This is a genomic window from Actinophytocola sp., from assembly GCF_009379765.1.
Taxonomy (GTDB): Bacteria; Actinomycetota; Actinomycetes; order Mycobacteriales; family Pseudonocardiaceae; genus Actinophytocola.
In genome coordinates, this window is sequence record NZ_WHTD01000188.1 from 1 (window position 1) to 15,718 (window position 15,718).

At 70.8% G+C, this 15,718-nt stretch carries 15 protein-coding genes; 7 read left to right on the forward strand and 8 right to left on the reverse strand.

Features of this window, described 5'->3' with window-relative positions; genetic code table 11:
• The coding region (locus tag GEV28_RS36855; RefSeq protein ID WP_291418068.1) for a hypothetical protein at nucleotides 1-290 on the reverse strand (290 nt) is incomplete at its 3' end.
• Between the two features lie 387 nt (nucleotides 291-677).
• Nucleotides 678-1,901 (reverse strand): glycoside hydrolase family 18 protein, encoded by a 1,224-nt coding sequence (locus tag GEV28_RS36860; protein ID WP_291418070.1) that lies wholly within the window; start codon nucleotides 1,899-1,901, stop codon nucleotides 678-680.
• A gap of 156 nt (nucleotides 1,902-2,057) precedes the next feature.
• Here GEV28_RS36860 and GEV28_RS36865 point away from each other — a divergent pair, with 156 nt between their 5' ends.
• The 4 genes from GEV28_RS36865 to fdhA all read left to right on the forward strand — a co-directional run bounded on the left by GEV28_RS36865 (nucleotide 2,058) and on the right by fdhA (nucleotide 6,305).
• Nucleotides 2,058-3,218, forward strand: coding sequence for an iron-containing alcohol dehydrogenase (locus tag GEV28_RS36865; RefSeq protein ID WP_291418072.1), 1,161 nt, complete (start codon nucleotides 2,058-2,060; stop codon nucleotides 3,216-3,218).
• Nucleotides 3,205-4,386, forward strand: coding sequence for a GAF domain-containing sensor histidine kinase (locus GEV28_RS36870; RefSeq protein WP_291418074.1), 1,182 nt, complete (start codon nucleotides 3,205-3,207; stop codon nucleotides 4,384-4,386). The genes GEV28_RS36865 and GEV28_RS36870 overlap by 14 nt, the downstream gene beginning before the upstream one ends.
• Nucleotides 4,379-4,990 carry a response regulator transcription factor gene (locus GEV28_RS36875; protein ID WP_291418075.1) on the forward strand — a complete coding sequence of 204 codons (612 nt, stop codon included), beginning with the start codon at nucleotides 4,379-4,381 and terminating at the stop codon, nucleotides 4,988-4,990. The genes GEV28_RS36870 and GEV28_RS36875 overlap by 8 nt, the downstream gene beginning before the upstream one ends.
• A 100-nt stretch (nucleotides 4,991-5,090) precedes the next feature.
• Nucleotides 5,091-6,305, forward strand: a complete 1,215-nt coding sequence (gene fdhA, locus GEV28_RS36880; protein WP_291418076.1) for a formaldehyde dehydrogenase, glutathione-independent — start codon at nucleotides 5,091-5,093, stop codon at nucleotides 6,303-6,305.
• Nucleotides 6,306-6,517: 212 nt separating this feature from the next.
• Here the strand turns inward: fdhA and GEV28_RS36885 are convergent, their stop codons facing one another.
• A complete protein-coding gene (locus GEV28_RS36885) occupies nucleotides 6,518-6,853 on the reverse strand; it encodes a YnfA family protein (protein ID WP_291418099.1) in 336 nt (111 codons plus the stop codon).
• A 74-nt stretch (nucleotides 6,854-6,927) separates the two neighbouring features.
• On the opposite strand from GEV28_RS36885, the gene GEV28_RS36890 reads away from it, so the two are divergent.
• Nucleotides 6,928-7,950: an MBL fold metallo-hydrolase gene (locus GEV28_RS36890; protein WP_291418101.1), complete on the forward strand. Its 1,023-nt coding sequence runs from the start codon at nucleotides 6,928-6,930 to the stop codon at nucleotides 7,948-7,950.
• 6 nt (nucleotides 7,951-7,956) lie between these two features.
• Here GEV28_RS36890 and GEV28_RS36895 read toward each other — a convergent pair whose 3' ends face one another.
• The 5 genes from GEV28_RS36895 to GEV28_RS36915 form a co-directional block, all read right to left on the reverse strand.
• Entirely contained in the window at nucleotides 7,957-8,169 is a 213-nt protein-coding gene (locus GEV28_RS36895; protein ID WP_291418103.1) for a hypothetical protein, read from the reverse strand.
• Between the two features lie 321 nt (nucleotides 8,170-8,490).
• Nucleotides 8,491-9,312: an SWIM zinc finger family protein gene (locus tag GEV28_RS36900; protein WP_291418105.1), complete on the reverse strand. Its 822-nt coding sequence runs from the start codon at nucleotides 9,310-9,312 to the stop codon at nucleotides 8,491-8,493.
• A complete protein-coding gene (locus GEV28_RS36905) occupies nucleotides 9,309-11,777 on the reverse strand; it encodes a DEAD/DEAH box helicase (protein WP_291418115.1) in 2,469 nt (822 codons plus the stop codon). The genes GEV28_RS36900 and GEV28_RS36905 overlap by 4 nt, the downstream gene beginning before the upstream one ends.
• Nucleotides 11,778-11,827: 50 nt before the next feature.
• Nucleotides 11,828-12,643 (reverse strand): ABC transporter permease, encoded by an 816-nt coding sequence (locus tag GEV28_RS36910; RefSeq protein ID WP_291418107.1) that lies wholly within the window; start codon nucleotides 12,641-12,643, stop codon nucleotides 11,828-11,830.
• Nucleotides 12,640-13,599, reverse strand: a complete 960-nt coding sequence (locus GEV28_RS36915) for an ATP-binding cassette domain-containing protein (RefSeq protein ID WP_291418109.1) — start codon at nucleotides 13,597-13,599, stop codon at nucleotides 12,640-12,642. The genes GEV28_RS36910 and GEV28_RS36915 overlap by 4 nt, the downstream gene beginning before the upstream one ends.
• 84 nt (nucleotides 13,600-13,683) lie before the next feature.
• Between GEV28_RS36915 and GEV28_RS36920 the strand changes: the two genes are divergently transcribed.
• Nucleotides 13,684-14,481 carry a TetR/AcrR family transcriptional regulator gene (locus GEV28_RS36920; RefSeq protein ID WP_291418111.1) on the forward strand — a complete coding sequence of 266 codons (798 nt, stop codon included), beginning with the start codon at nucleotides 13,684-13,686 and terminating at the stop codon, nucleotides 14,479-14,481.
• A 213-nt stretch (nucleotides 14,482-14,694) separates the two neighbouring features.
• The gene (locus tag GEV28_RS36925; protein ID WP_291418113.1) at nucleotides 14,695-15,594 is read left to right on the forward strand and encodes a bile acid:sodium symporter family protein; all 900 of its coding nucleotides are present in this window, start codon (nucleotides 14,695-14,697) and stop codon (nucleotides 15,592-15,594) included.
• Nucleotides 15,595-15,718: the final 124 nt, after the last annotated feature.

Below are 15,718 nucleotides of genomic sequence, written 5' to 3' on the forward strand. Positions count from 1 at the left end.
GTCCCGTCCGACATCGCGAACACCCGCGCCGACCCGGTCGCCAACCCGGCCACTTCACGCACCCGCTTCGCCGGCTCCTCAGGCTTCTTCTCCCGTACCGGCGCCGGCTCCGCCGCGGCGGCAGCCGGCTCCGGGAACACGCTGCCCAGCCACTGCCACACCGCCGACACACCCGGCCACTGCCCGCTCGAGAACGGCTGACCGACCGGCGACCCGACCAGCACAATGGCAACTACCAGGACCAGGAAAACGGCGCGCGACAGCACGCCGCGCGAACGCGACGACAACATCGAAAACCCCAGCTCTCACACATCAACCGGCGTGAACAAACCACCGACAACCAGGCACATCCGTAAACAGCAAACTCCACACCCGCAACCCCACAAACCCGCCGAACAGCCCAACCCGAAAGTCGCAACCCCGAGACCAAACAGCCCAACCCACCCACACAGACCACCCCCACCCCACCCCAACACACTCTCCGTATACCCCCAACAGCAAACGGGTCAACCGAATCCGACACCCTGGGCATCGAGTCTTATCAAGGTTCTTGCCGGAGCCGAAGGCGGCGAGAGGGATTGCAGGGCGAGGTCGTTGATCGCGCGGTGGCAGCCCTCTGTCAGGGGGTGTGAGTGCTGTGCCGCCCGACCGGGCGGCACAGCACTCACACCCATCGGTCAGTTCAGGCCGTTGTCCATCGCGGTGATCAGCTCGCCGTTGGACGTGTCGCCGGACAACTCCCAGAAGAACGCGCCGCCCAGGCCTTGCTGGTTGGCGTAGTCCATCTTGCCGCCGATCGTCGACGGGGTGTCGTAGCTCCACCAGTTCGAGCCGCAGTGCGCGTACGCCGTGCCGGCGATGGTTCCCGTGGACGGGCAGGAGTTCTTCAGGACCTTGTAGTCGTCGATGCCCGCCTCGTACGTACCCGGGGCGGGACCGGTGGCCGAGCCGCCGGGCTCGCTCTGCGACACGCCGGTCCAGCCGCGGCCGTAGAAACCGATGCCCAGCAACAGCTTCGAGGACGGGATGCCCTTCCCGCGAAGCTTCTGGATCGCCGCGTCGGAGTTGAAGCCGGCCGCCGGGATGCCCTCGTAAGCCGTCAGCGGCGAGTGCGGCGCCGTGGGACCGTCCGCGTCGAACGCGCCGAAGAAGTCATAGCTCATCACGTTGTACCAGTCGACGTACTGGGCCGCGCCGCCGTAGTCGGCAGCGTCGATCTTGCCGCCGTCCGAGCCGTCCGCGGTGATCGCGGCGGTGACCAGGTTTCCGGAGCCGAACCGGGAACGCAGGGCACTGAGAAGCGTCGGGAACGCGCTGAAACCGCTGGTGTCACAGGAAAGCCCGCATGCGTTCGGGTACTCCCAGTCGACGTCGATGCCGTCGAAGACGTCCGCCCAGCGCGGGTCCTCGACCAGGTTGTAGCAGGACTCGGCGAACGCCGCCGGGTTCTGCGCGGCCTGACCGAACCCACCGGACCAGGTCCAGCCGCCGAAGGAGAACAGCACCTTCAGGCCGGGGTGCATCGCCTTGAGCTTGCGCAGCTGGTTGAAGTTGCCGCGCAGCGCGCCGGCGTCCCATGTGTCCGACGTACCGTCCACACTGGACGCCGCGTCGTAGTACTTGTCGTAGTCGGCGTACGCGTCCCCGATCGCGCACTGTCCGTTGGTGACGTTCCCGAACGCGTAGTTGATGTGGGTCAGCTTGTCCGCCGAACCACTCGTCTGGATGTTCTTCACGTGGTAGTTGCGCTGGTAGACGCCCCACTGGACGAAGTACCCGAGATTGACCTTCCCCGCCGCCACCGACACGGCGGGGGAGGACTGGGCAGGGGCGATCACCAGACCGAGAGTCGTGGCCAGGACGGCCACGAGCACCGGCAGGCGCCATCGAATGCCGGACATCGTTCTCCTCGTGGATGCAGGGTCCAACGCGAATGGAGATCCACTGTCAACTATGTGGTCTAGACCACATATCGTCAAGAGGTCTGAACCAACTGGCAAATGTCAGGTCCGCGATTACCCTGGTCGGCGACGGTGCCGGCGACGAAGCGGGGTGCCATGGGTTCGCGGGGAAAGCTCGAGAAGTTCCTCATCCCGGAGTCGATCTTCGGCGTCGGGAGCCTGGCCGAGGTCGGCGACGCGGCCCGCCGCGCGGGCGGCTCCCGGGCGCTGGTCGTCAGCGATCCGGGGGTGCTGGCCGCCGGCTGGGTCGACCAGGCCGTCCCGCACCTGCGCGCGGCGGGCCTGTCCTACCGCATCTGGTCCGACCTCACCCCCAACCCCAAGGACCGCGAGGTCGAGGCCGGTTTCCTGCACTACCTCGACAGCGGCTGCGACGTGCTAGTGGCCATCGGCGGCGGCAGCCCCATCGACGCGGCCAAGGCCATCGCGGTCCTGTCCGGCAACGGCGGCAGCATCCTCGACTATGAGGGCATCGACACGGTCGGCAAGCCCATCCCGCCGATGGTCATGGTTCCCAGCACCGGCGGCTCCGGCGCCGACGTCTCCCAGTTCTGCGTCATCACCGACACCCGCCGCCGGCTGAAATGCACGATCGCCGGCCGCGCCCTGGTGCCGGACATCTCGGTGACCGACCCGCGCCTGCTGACCACGATGTCGCCGGAGCTCTCCGCGCACACCGCGCTCGACGCGCTCAGCCACGGCATCGAGGCCTACGTGTCCAAGGCCGCCAGCTTCCTGTCCGACGTGCACGCCCTCGCCGCCATCCGCGGCGTCCTCGAGCACCTGCTCCCGACCATGGACGACCCCGCCGACCTGCGCGCCCGTGAGGGCATCGCCCGGGCGAGCCTGCAGGCCGGCATCGCGTTCACCAACGCGCTCCTCGGCGCCACGCACGCGATCGCGCACCAGATCGGCGGCTACCTCGAGGTCCCGCACGGGCTGCTCAACGCGATCCTGCTGCCGCACGTCATGCGGTTCAACGCGGCGACCCACCCGGAGCGGTTCGTCGGCGTGGCCGGCGCGATGGGGGTCGAGACCGCCCGGCTGACGCCGCAGGAGTGCGCGGAGGCGGCCATCGCGACCGTGCAGGCGTTGCGGGAGAAGGTCGGCATCCCGGCCGGGCTCGCCAAGGTGGGCGTGCGCCGCGAGCACCTCGGCCGGTTCGCCGAGAACGCGCTCAACGACGCCTACATCACCACCAACCCGAGGACGGTGAGCAAGGAGGATGTCGAGCAGATCTGCCTTGCCGCACTCTGACCCCTGGTTGGAGCGGCTCACCGGCGCCCGGTCGTCCAAACCGACCTTCTACGCGGAGTGGCGGCGCAAGAGCCACGGCCTCGACCGCGCGATCGAGGCGCTGCGGGCGATCTCGGCGGCGCTCTGCACCACGACCAGCGGCCCGGATGTGCTGTGCGACGCGGTCGTCGACGCGTTGGCCAGGCACTTCGGCGCGCCCGCGGTGTCACTGACCCTGGTGGCCCGGCGGGAGTTCCGCCGCGGCGCGGTCCCCGACGAGTTCGCCGACCTCCGCGAGCGCACCCGCGCCGAGGCCCGCCCGGTGACGCTGCCCGGCATGGTCGGCGTGCCGGTCCTGCAGGCCGGGACTCTGCTCGTGGAGCTGCCGGCGACCGAGGTCGACGAGAGCGAGGTGGCGATCCTGCAGACCGTCGCCAACCAGCTCTCGGTCGCGCTGGAGAACGCCTGCCTCTACCAGGAGGCCCATGAGCGCACCCGCGAGCTGGAGGAACGCAACCGCCAGCTCGAGGTCGCCCACCGCAGGCTCAGCGAGGCCGGGCAGCGGCAGCTGATCAGCCAGGAGCGGCACCGGATCGCGCGCGAGCTGCACGACAGCGTCGCCCAGCACCTGATCAGCATCGGCATGAACCTGGAGTGGTGCCGGCAGAACGAGCCTTCCTCGGCGGTGGGCCGGCGGGTGGCGGTGACCAAGGAGCTGGCTCGCTCGGCGCTCACCCAGATGCGAGCGGCGATCTTCGAGCTGTCCGAGCTGGATCCCCAGCGCAGCGGCATGCGTGGCGTGCTCGTCGACCTGGTGCGGGAGTTCCGCGCGATCACCCCGCTGCGGGTGCGGGTGCGCACCCGGGGCGAGCCGGTCGCACTGCCGCTCGCCGCCCAGCACGCCCTGTTCCACATCGCCCAGGAGGCGATGTTCAACGCGGTCCGGCATGCCGCCGCGCACGGCATCTGGGTCGAGCTGGCCTACCGCGCCGGAACCGTGGCGCTCACCGTCGCCGACGACGGAACCGGTGACCCGGCGGCGATCCAGCGCCGCCTCACCCGGGCCGCGGCGCCCGGTGGGCTGGTCAACATCCGCGAACGTGCCCGCGAGCTGCACGGCACCGCGCGGGTGCTCGCCCGCCGGGGCGGCGGCGTCCGGGTGCGGGTCGAGGTCCCTGCCGATGACTGACCGGATCCGCGTGGTGATCGTCGACGACCACACGATCGTGCGGGAGGGCCTGCGCTCGATCCTCGAGCTGGAGAGCAACATCGCGGTCGTCGGCCACGCGGCCCGGCCGGACGAGGCGCTCGACGTGCTGGCCGTCGCGCGTCCGGACGTCGTGCTGCTGGACCTCAAGCTGAGCGAGGACGGCCCGGCAACCGGCCTGGACCTGTGCGGTGACATCGTCGACCGGTTTCCGAAGGTGGGCGTGGTGGTGCTGACCACGTTCCACGACCAGACCCTCGTACTGGAGGCACTTCGCCGTGGTGCCAAGGGATACGTGCTCAAGGACGTCGACGTGGTCGACCTGGTCAAGATCATCCGCGCGGTGCGCAACGGCTCCCTGATGGTCCACGCCGTGTCCGAACAGGACGGTGCGCCGCAGCTCACCCGGCGGGAGTCGGAGATCATCCGGTTGTTGGCCAAGGGAATGACCAACCGGGAGATCGGCAAGGTCGCGCTCATCAGCGACAGCACGGTGAAGTTCCACGTCCGTGGCATCATGCGCAAGCTCTCGGTGCACCACCGGGCCGAGGTCGTCTACGCGGCCACCAAGCTCGGCCTGCTCTGACCTACCCGGATGGGCAGGGCCTGCCTGCCCGCCCGGCCAGTTACGAAACCGGCCCTCGCTCTCGTACTTTCCTTGTGTGCAAAAGGAAAGGTGAACGAAAATGACGGACAACAGGGTAGTCGTCTACCAGGGGCCGGGGCAGGTCAGCGTCGAGAGCACCCAGTACCCCAAGCTCGAGCTCCCCGAAGACGTGGTCAAGGGGCTCGGCCTGGAGAGGAGCGCGCCGCACGCCGCCATTCTGAAGATCGTCACCACCAACATCTGCGGCAGCGATCAGCACATGGTGCGCGGCCGCACCACCGCGCCGGTCGGGCAGACGCTCGGTCACGAGATCACCGGCGAGATCGTCGAGACCGGCGATGACGTGCTGTTCCACCAGGTCGGCGACATCTGCTCGGTGCCGTTCAACATCGCGTGCGGCCGGTGCCGCATGTGCAACGAGGGCAAGACCGGCATCTGCCTCAACGTCAACCCCGCACGGCCCGGCGCCGCTTACGGGTACGTGGACATGGGCGGCTGGATCGGCGGGCAGGCCGAGTACGTGATGGTGCCCTTCGCCGACTTCAACCTGCTCAAGTTCCCCGACCGCGACCAGGCGCTGGAGAAGATCCTCGACCTGACGATGCTGTCGGACATCTTCCCGACCGGCTACCACGGCGCGTACTCGGCCGGGGTGACCACCGGCTCGACGGTCTATGTGGCCGGCGCGGGCCCGGTCGGGCTCGCCGCCGCGCACGCCGCGCAAATGCTCGGTGCGGCCGTGGTGGTCGTCGGTGACATGATCCCCGAGCGGCTCGCGCAGGCGCGCAGCTTCGGTTGCGAGACCGTCGACCTGACCCGGTCCGGCGAGCTGGCGGACATGATCGAGCAGGTCGTCGGCGAGCCGGTGGTCGACGCCGCGGTGGACGCGGTCGGGTTCGAGGCCCGCGCGCACGGCTCCGGGGCCGGCGAGCAGCCGGCGACCGTGTTGAACGACATCATGACCATCGCCCGCGCCGGCGCCTCGCTGGGCATCCCCGGCCTGTACGTGACCGGCGACCCGGGCGGCGTGGACGAGAACGCCAAGGTCGGCCAGCTCGGCGTGCGCATCGGGCTGGGCTGGGCGAAGTCGCACCAGTTCACCACCGGCCAGTGCCCGGTGAAGAAGTACAACCGGCTGCTGATGAACCTGATCCTGTCCGGCAAGGCGCAGATCGCGAAGGCGGTCAACGCCACCCCGATCAAGCTCGACGACGCGCCGAGCGGCTATCAGGACTTCGACAAGGGCGCGGCCCGCAAGTACGTGCTCGACCCGCACGGCATGGTCCCCGCGTAAACCGGAGCCCTTCGCCCAACGCACCCCCCGACCCCGCGAGTCCAACGCCCAGAACCCGCGAGTCCAACGCCCAGGACCCGCGAGTCCAACGCCCAGGACCCGCGAGTCCAACGCCCAGGACCCGCGAGTCCAACGCCCAGGACCCGCGAGTCCAACGTTCGCGCACGTTCCGAGTGTTGGACTCGCGGGTCCGGAGTGTTGGACTCGCGGGGTCAGGTGGGGCGTGGGGCGTACATGATTATCGCCACACCGAGCAGGCAGATGCCGGCGCCGACGAGGTCGAACCGGTCCGGCCGGAAGCCGTCGAAGATCGCTCCCCAGGCCAGCGAGCCGGCCACGAACACGCCGCCGTACGCGGCGAGGATCCGCCCGAAATGGGCCTCTGGCTGGAAAGCCGCGACGAACCCGTACGCGCCGAGCGCCAGCACCCCGGCCGCGACCCACAGCAGCCCGCGCTGCTCCCGCACGCCTTGCCAGACCAGCCAGGCGCCGCCGATCTCGGCGACGGCCGCGAGCACGAACAGCACCAGTGAACGGGCGATAACCACGGGCAAGACCGTACCGTTGGTATTTGCTAAGTTCAGCGAACTAACGACAGTGACATGACGGTTGGGGACTCAGCATGTCGAGCAGCTCGCACGAGTGGATCGAGCCCGGTGCCTTCGAGGTCGCGCCGGGCGTCCACCGCATCCCGCTCCCGCTGCCGACCGACGGCCTGCGTGCGGTGAACGTGTACGCGATCGAGAGCGGCGACGGCCTCGTGCTCGTCGACTCCGGCTGGGCCCTGGATGTCGCACGCGACCAGCTCGAGCAGGCGCTCGGCACGCTCGGTCACGACTTCGGCGACATCCAGCGGTTCCTCGTCACGCACATGCACCGCGACCACTTCACGATGGCCATCGCGCTGCGCCGCACGTTCGGCGCCAAGATCGCGCTGGGCCTGGGCGAGCAGCCGTCGCTGCAGCGGGTGCTCGCCGGCGAGGAGAGCGGCCGGCACCTCGAGATGGTGCGCTGGGGCGCCCAGACGCTGATCGACGGCTGGCGCCAGACGTTCGGCAGCCGCGACGAGGACGACGCACGCGCCTACTACGAGCAGCCCGACGAGTGGCTCGACGGCACCACCAAGATCGACCTCGGCGACCGCACGCTGGTGGCGCTGCCCACCCCGGGGCACACCCAGGGCCACGTGGTGTTCGTCGACGAGCAGGCCGGCGTGCTGTTCGCCGGGGACCACGTGCTGCCGCACATCACCCCGTCGATCGGGTTCGAGCCGGCGCCCGCCAAGCTGCCGCTCGGTGACTACCTGGACAGCCTGAGACTTGTGCGTTCCTACCCGGACCTGCGGCTGCTGCCTGCGCACGGCCCGGTCGCGCCGAGTGTCCACACGCGAGTGGACGAGTTGCTCGCCCACCACGAGGACCGACTCGCCGAGACGTTGGCGGCGGTGCGCGACGGAGCCGGAACCGCGTTCGACGCGGCACGCCGGTTGGGCTGGACCCGTCGGCACCGCCGGTTCGACGACCTCGACCTGTTCAACCAGACGCTCGCGACCGGGGAAACCGCGGCGCATCTGGAAGTACTCGTCGTCCGGGGCGAGCTGCGCTCGTCCACTGTGGACGACGTGGTCGAGTATTCGACTGCCTGAAACCGATCAATCCACTGTAGACGGTTGCGCGCGCTCGTCCAGCGTGTCCAAACCGAGCATCGCGAGCAGGTCCGCACAGTCCTTCGCGTCCGCGGAGTGGTAGGCGACGGTACGTGCTGCCTTGCGGTTCTGCACCGCGTAGTGGATCTTCTCGCTCGCCCGTGCCTCGGCGAAGCGGCCTTGCTCAATCGTCGGGCTGGCGTGTCTTGCCCAGGTCATGCGGCACCTTTCTGCTCAGCTCACCGCGGTCGGCGATCGCCCATCGCGGCAGCGTTGTCGCCGATCCGTGCCGGTCGATCTCGGGGGAAGCCACCGACACGGCCCGCCGGGGGAGAACCTCGGCTCGGGAGAAATCCTGACACTCGTCGAGTGGCCCACACCACCCAGGGGGTCCCTGGCGGGTCGCGACGATGACCTCGGAGTGCGCGCGCATACCAGGTGAACGCCCGGTTTGCAAAGGCGATTCACGATTTTTCCCAGTGTTCCCGGTATTTCATCCGTACACGGTGGGGGTTCGACCGGTCACGAACAGTATGTTTCTCACTCTCGCAGCAGCCTGCCCAACACCGCTGTAATCTCACTCTCCGCTCCTGACCGGTAGCGGAGCAGCAGGTCCCGGGCACGTCGGGACGCGGTCACGGCGGCCACGGTGAGTGCCGACGGGTCGACCCCGGGCGCCGCCGGAACCTCCAGTGGCGTCGCGGGCTCCTCCGGCGGCGTGGGCAGCGGTGGCGGCAGCGGGCGTACCGGCCGCGCGGTAGGTGTTGACACGGCGGGCGCCGGTGTGGTGGGCCGGTTGCGCCTGCGCAGCTCGTCGGTGAGCTCGCGCCGGCCGAGACCACGCAGCAACAGCAGCACGAACGGGTCGGCGTCGAGCAGCCAGGACGCCTGGAAGCACAGCGCGGCGGCGTGCCGGCACGGCAGCTCCCAGTCCGGACAGTCGCAGTCGGGCTGCAGGTCGCCGATCCCGGGTAGCAGCCGGACGTCCGCGTCCGCCGCGGCGGCCACCAGGTCGTGCGGCATGTCCCGGTCGAGCAGCGCCGCGAGGTGCCCGGCCTTGGCGGCGACCTCGTCGAGGAACCGCTGCCACTCCTCGTCGCCGAGCCGCTCGACGAGCACCACGGTGTGGAAGACGGACCCGTCCTCGCCGTAGACCTGCGCGGCGAGCCGTCCGGGGCTCACCGTGATCGGCCCGACCAGGCCCGCATAGGCGTAGCGGCGGCCCCGCTTGAGCGGCTCCTGGTCCAGCGAGGTGTCCTCCATCGCCTGCAGCCACGCCTGCCCCCACCAGGATCTGGCGAACCTGCCCGGCCTGCGCTTGCTGGCGGGGAACGCGGGGAAGCCGACCGCCGCACCGGTCATGGCGCACCTCGCAGGGTCACGAGCTCGGCGAGCTCCGCGTCGGTCAGCTCGGTCAGCTCGGCGACATCCGTCTCTCGCGGCCCGAGCACCGCGGCCGCGAGGTCTTTCTTGGACTCGAGCATGGCGGCGATCCGGTCCTCCACGGTGCCTTCCGCGATCAGCCGGTGCACCTGGACCGGCCGGTCCTGGCCGATCCGGTGCGCGCGGTCGGTGGCCTGCGCCTCGACCGCGGGGTTCCACCAGCGGTCGTAGTGCACGACGTGGTCGGCGCGGGTGAGGTTCAGCCCGGTGCCGGCGGCCTTGAGCGACAGCAGGAACACCGGCGGGTCGGCACTGTCCTGGAACGTCCGGACGAGCTCGTCGCGCTTGGCGACCGGGGTGCCGCCGTGCAGAAGCTGGGTGGGGACGCCGCGGCCGGTGAGATGGCGGTCGAGCAGCCGCGCCATCGCGACGTACTGGGTGAACACGAGCAGCCCACCACCTTCCGCGCGGATCGTGTCGACGAGCTCGTCGAGCAGCTCGAGCTTGCCGGACCGGCCGGCGAGCGGGCCGCCGATCTCGCCGAGGTACTGCGCGGGATGGTTGCAGACCTGTTTGAGGCCGGTGAGGAGCGTGAGCACGAGCCCACGGCGCTGCATGCCGGTCGCGGTGCGGATCCGCTCCATGGTCTCGCGCACCACGGCCGCGTACAGCCCTGCCTGCTCCGGCGTGAGCGACACCGGCTGGTCGGTCTCGGTCTTGGGCGGGAGCTCGGGGGCGATGCCGGGGTCGGACTTGCGGCGCCGCAACAGGAACGGTCGGACCAGCTTGGACAGCCGCTCGGCGGTGTCCGCCCGGTCGCCGGACTCGATGGGCCTGGCCCAGCGGGAGCGGAACGTGGCGAGTGAGCCGAGCAGGCCCGGGGTGGTCCAGTCGAGGATGGCCCACAGCTCGGCCAGGTTGTTCTCCACGGGTGTACCGGTGAGCGCGACGCGGGCCGCGGACGGGATGCGGCGCAGTGCCTTCGCGGTGTCCGAGCGCGGGTTCTTGACGTGCTGCGCCTCGTCGGCGGCGACCAGGTCCCAGCGCTGCTCGGCGAGCCTGTCGGCATCGACGCGCATGGTGCCGTAGGTGGTCAGGACGAAGCCCTCGGTGGCGGTGTCCCGGTCGGTGCCGTGGTACCTGGTGACCGGCACCCCGGGGGCGAACCGGCGGATCTCGCGCTCCCAGTTGCCGAGCAGCGACGCCGGGCAGACGACGAGCGTCGGGCCGGCCGCGCGGTGCAGGTGCAGGGCGATGAGCGTGATGGTCTTGCCGAGGCCCATGTCGTCGGCGAGGCAGCCGCCGAGGCCGAGGTCGGTCATCCGGGCGAGCCAGCGCAGCCCGCGGAGCTGGTAGTCGCGCAGGGTGGCGGCGAGCGCTTCCGGTTGGGCCACCGGGGTTTCGGTGAGCCGCTCGCGGAGGCGTTCCAGCGGTGGGCTCGGCGCGACCAGGACCCACTCGCCGTCGACCCGGGCGGTGCCGGTGAGGGCGGCGCCGAGGGCGTCGATGGCGGTGAGCGGCTTGAGCATGCGCTCGCGGGCCTTGCGGGCGAGGTCGGGCTCGACCAGCGTCCAGCGGTCGCGCAGCCGGACGACCGGCCGCCCCGCCTCGGCCAGGCGGTCCATCTCGGCCTCGGTGAGCGCCTCGCCCTTCGTGGCGAGCTGCCAGTGGAAGTCCAGCAACGCTTCCGCGCCGAAGAACGACGGCAGGTCGTCGGTGTCCATCGAGCTGGCGACCACCGCGTGCGCGGTGACGTCCCGGGCCAGGTCCTTGGGCCAGTGCACGTCGACGCCCGCGGCCCCGAGCGCGTCGCCGCCCGGGCCGAGCAGGTCGAGCACCTCGTCGTCGCCGAGCACGAGCCGGTCGGGCACGGCGAGGTCGAGTAGCCCGGCGAGCGGCGGCCAGACCTGGGCGGCGTGCCGGACAGCGAGCATCGCGTCGATCCGGGTCCGCTCGTCGAGCCCTTCGCCTGCCCACAGCTCGGCGGCGTCGAGGACCGTGGTGTCGTCGTGCACCTGGACGACCGCGGTGAACGAACCGGTTCCGAGGTCGCCGCCCAGCACCTCCAGCCGCAGCGACACCCGGGTGTCGCGGTGCAGCGCCGCGGCCCACTCCCGGAGCTCGGGCACGTGCTTGCACGCCATCGCGGTGAAGGCGGGACCGTCCCGGTCCTCGCGCGCGAGTACGTCGGCGACCGCGTCGAAGAACGCCCGCAGCAGCGGCACCGCGGCCGCCCGGTCACCCGCCTCCGGCGGCATGGCGGCCGCCAGCCGGTGCAGTCTGTCCACATCGGACGTCTCGAGCGGGCCGACCCGCCAGGCGTCGTGGCCGGCGGCGGTGACCGCGGGCCGCAGCCGGCCGCGTGCGACGAGGTCCAGGGCATCGCGGGCCGCGGCGGACCAGAACCCGGTGTGCCCGGCCAGTGTCGGCAGCGCCTCCGCGATGGGTACCCCGGCGAGCCGGCCGTGGCGGGGTGGCTCAGCTGGTACCCAGGTCAACGGCTCAACCTCTGGTAGCGGCGGACGGACAGCGGGAAGAAGATCGCGACGATGACCAGCGGCCACCCGACCGCCATGAGCGTCGCGTTCTGTGCGATCCACGAGTCACCGCCCCATCCCGGGTTGCCGAACAGCTCGCGAGCCGCGGCCACTGTCGAGGACAACGGATTCCACTCCGCGATCGTGCCCAACCACCCGGGCATGGTGCCCGGGGCCACGAACGTGTTGGCGAGGAAGCCGACCGGCCAGATGAGGATCTGCACCGCGGCCACCGCCTCCGGGTTCTTGACCACGAGCCCGAGGTAGATGCCGAGCCAGAGCAGCGCGAACCGCAGCCAGAGGAGGAGCCCCACCGCGGCCAGGGTGGCTTGCGGTGACCCGTGCGCCTGCCAGCCGACGAGCAGCCCGCACCCGACCATGACGACGAGCGCGGCCGCGGAGTTGAGCAGGTCCGCCCCGCACCGCCCGACGACGACCGCCGAGGGCGCCATCGGCATGGACCGGAAGCGGTCGGTGACCCCGCGCCGGGCGTCCGTGCTGACCGCGATCATGGTCGCTTCCAGCCCGAACGCCATGGTCATGCCGAACATCCCGGGGAGGAGGAACTCCTTGTAGTCCCCGCCGCCCGGCACGGCCATCGCCCCGCCGAACAGGTACCCGAACATCAGGACGAGCAGCACGGGGAACAGCAGGCCGACGATGACCGGGGTCGGTTCGCGGACCCAGTGCAAGAGGTCCCGCCGGGTGATGGTCCAGCCGTCGGCGACCGCCCACCGGAGCCGGCTGCCGGGCGCAGGGGCGAGGGTGGTCATGCGGTCACCTTCTCGTCCGTGTCCGTCTCCGTGCCGTGGCCGGTCAGGTGCAGGAACACCTCGTCCAGCGTGGGGCGGCGCAGCGCGATGTCCTCCACCGCGACGCCCGACTCCCGCAGGGCGCGGGTCGCCTCGGTCAGGGCGCTCACCCGGTCCCGGACCGGGGCGCTGACCCGGCGGGCGTCGAGGTCGGTCTCCGGGTCGGTGGTCGCCACCGCCGCCAGGACGGTCGCCGCCGCCGGCACGTCGGCCGCGTCGTGCAGGATCACGTCCAGGCGGTCGCCGCCCAGGCGCGACTTCAGGTCGGTCGGGCTGCCCTCGGCGATCACCCGGCCGTGGTCGATCACCGCGATCCGCGAGGCCAGCTGGTCGGCCTCGGCCAGGTACTGCGTGGTCAGCAGCACCGTCGTGCCCTCGGCGACCAGCGCGCGCACCGCCGCCCACACCTCGGTCCGCCCGCGCGGGTCGAGCCCGGTCGTCGGCTCGTCCAGGAACAGCACGCGGGGTGCCAGGACGAGGCTCGCCGCGAGGTCGAGCCGCCTGCGCATGCCGCCGGAGAACTGCTTCACCGCCTTGTCGCCCGTGTCGGCCAGGTCGAACTGCTCGAGCAGCGCGGTGGCCCGAGCCCGGGCCGAGGTGCCGGACAGGTGGTACAGCCGGCCGAACAGCTCCAGGTTCTGCCGCGCGGACAGTGCCTCGTCCACCGCGGCGGTCTGGCCGACGAGCCCGATGCTGGCGCGCACCCGGTCGGGCCGGCGGGCCACGTCGAAGCCGGCCACCTCGGCCCGGCCGGCGTCCGCGCGGAGCAGCGTGGTGAGGATCCGCACGGTCGTCGTCTTGCCGGCGCCGTTCGGCCCGAGCAGGCCGCACACCGTGCCGGCCGCGACGGTGAGGTTCACCCCGTCGAGAGCGACCTTGTCGCCGTACCGCTTGCGCAAGCCCTCAGTGGTGATCAACGGCCCTCCCCAATGTCGTACGTTGTACGGAGCAGCTCCGAACAATACCGTACATCGTACGGAGATCCTAGGATGTTAGCCACGATGGCGAAGAACCCCAGCGACAGAGAGCCCGACAAGCACTACGGCGGCCGTGGCGACCCGGTCCGCAGCATGGCGCTGCTCTGGCGGGACGGCGCGACACCGGCGCGGGGGCGGGGGCCGAAGCCGGGCCTGACCGTGGACCGGATCGTCGCGTCGGCGATCGAGCTCGCCGACGCGGAGGGGCTGGCCGCGCTGTCGATGCGCCGGGTGGCCGAGCGGCTGGGGGTGGGCACGATGTCGCTCTATACATATGTGCCGTCGAAGGCCGAGCTGGTCGACGTCATGTACGACACGGTGTGCGGCGAGGTGGCCCGGACGGCGGTGGACGGCGGCTGGCGGTCGAGGCTGGAGGCGATCGCGCGGGCGAACTGGGACCTGTACCGCCGGCACCCGTGGATGCTGCGGGTCATGGCGATGTCCCGGCCGCCGCTCGGTCCGAACAGCATCGCGGGCTACGACCACGACCTGCGTGCGGTGGACGGCATCGGGCTGTCCGAGCTCGAGATGGACTCGGTCGTCAGCCTCGTGTCCGTGTTCGTCCAGGGCGCCGCGCGCACCGCGGTCGAGGCGGCGTCGTCGGCGCGCGACACAGGTGTGACCGACGAGGAGTGGTGGTCGACCTACGGCCCGCTGCTCGAGAAGGTGTTCGACGCGAAGAAGTACCCGGTCGCCGCCCGGGTTGGCGCCGTGGCGGGCGAGGTCTACCAGTCCGCGTACGACCCGGCGCACGGTTTCCAGTTCGGCCTGGCCAGACTGCTGGACGGCATCGAGGTGCTCATCGAGTCGCGCCACCAATAACCCGACCCCCGCGAGTCCAACGCCCAGGTCCCGCGAGTCCCCCCGTTCGTGAGTTCTGAATGTCGGACTCGCGGGTCCGGAGTGTTGGACTCGCGGGTCGCGATGGTTGGACTCGCGAGGCTGGAGGGGGTCTCGCGGGGCTGGGCCGGCCGGCCGGTCGCCGCGGCCGTCCGGGCTATTGCCAATTTGTCCGGTTGGTGCCACATTCCGCGAATGAACTCGTCGACCGCCACCACGGTCTTCCTGCCGATCGCGCTCGGTGTGATCATGCTCGGTCTCGGGCTGTCGCTGACCGTCGCCGACTTCACCCGGGTGCTGCGCTACCCGCGGGCCGCGGCGGTCGCGCTCGGCTGCCAGATCCTCGTCCTCCCCGCGCTCTGCCTCGGGCTCGTGCTCCTCTTCGACCTCGAGCCGGTGCTCGCCGTCGGCATGATGCTGCTCGCCGCGTCGCCGGGCGGGACCACCGCGAACCTCTTCAGCCACCTTGCCCGCGGGGACGTCGCGCTCAACATCACGCTCACCGCGATCAACTCGGTCCTCGCGGTCGTCACGCTGCCGATCGTCGTCAACCTCGCGCTCGCCGGGTTCATGGAGGGCGAGGACGCGATCGGCCTGCAGCCGGACAAGCTCGTGCAGGTGTTCGCGATCGTGCTCATCCCGGTGGCGATCGGGATGTTCCTCCGCCACCGGGCGCCCGGCGTGGCCGACCGGCTCAACCGGCCGGTCCGGATCGCCTCGGTCGTCGTCCTGGTGAGTGTCATCGCGGTCGCGGTCTACCAGGAGCGCGACAACGTCCTCGGCTACCTGCGGTCGGTCGGCCTCCTCGCCCTGCTGCTGTGCGTGTGCGGCCTCGCCATCGGCTTCTACGTCCCGCGCCTGGCCAGGGTGCCGCGCGGGCAGGCCGTGGCGTCGTCGTTCGAGATCGGGGTGCACAACAGCACGCTCGCCATCACGATCGCGCTCAGTCCCGCGTTGCTCGACAGCGCCGAGATGGCCATCCCGGCGGCCGTCTATGGCATCGTGATGTTCCTACCTGCGGGTTTGCTCGCCTACGCGCTGAGCCGCTGGCAGGCCGAACGGGTCGACGTAAGGGCCAGTAGCGAAATAAGTTAGTTTCTGGCCTCGGGGCGCTTACGGTCTGTGCTATGAGCTTGGTCATGGATTCTCTCGCCCGCCGCTATGACGCGGTCAAGCCGCACCTGACTGAGCGGCAACGTCGGGTCTGGTTGGGTGCGGA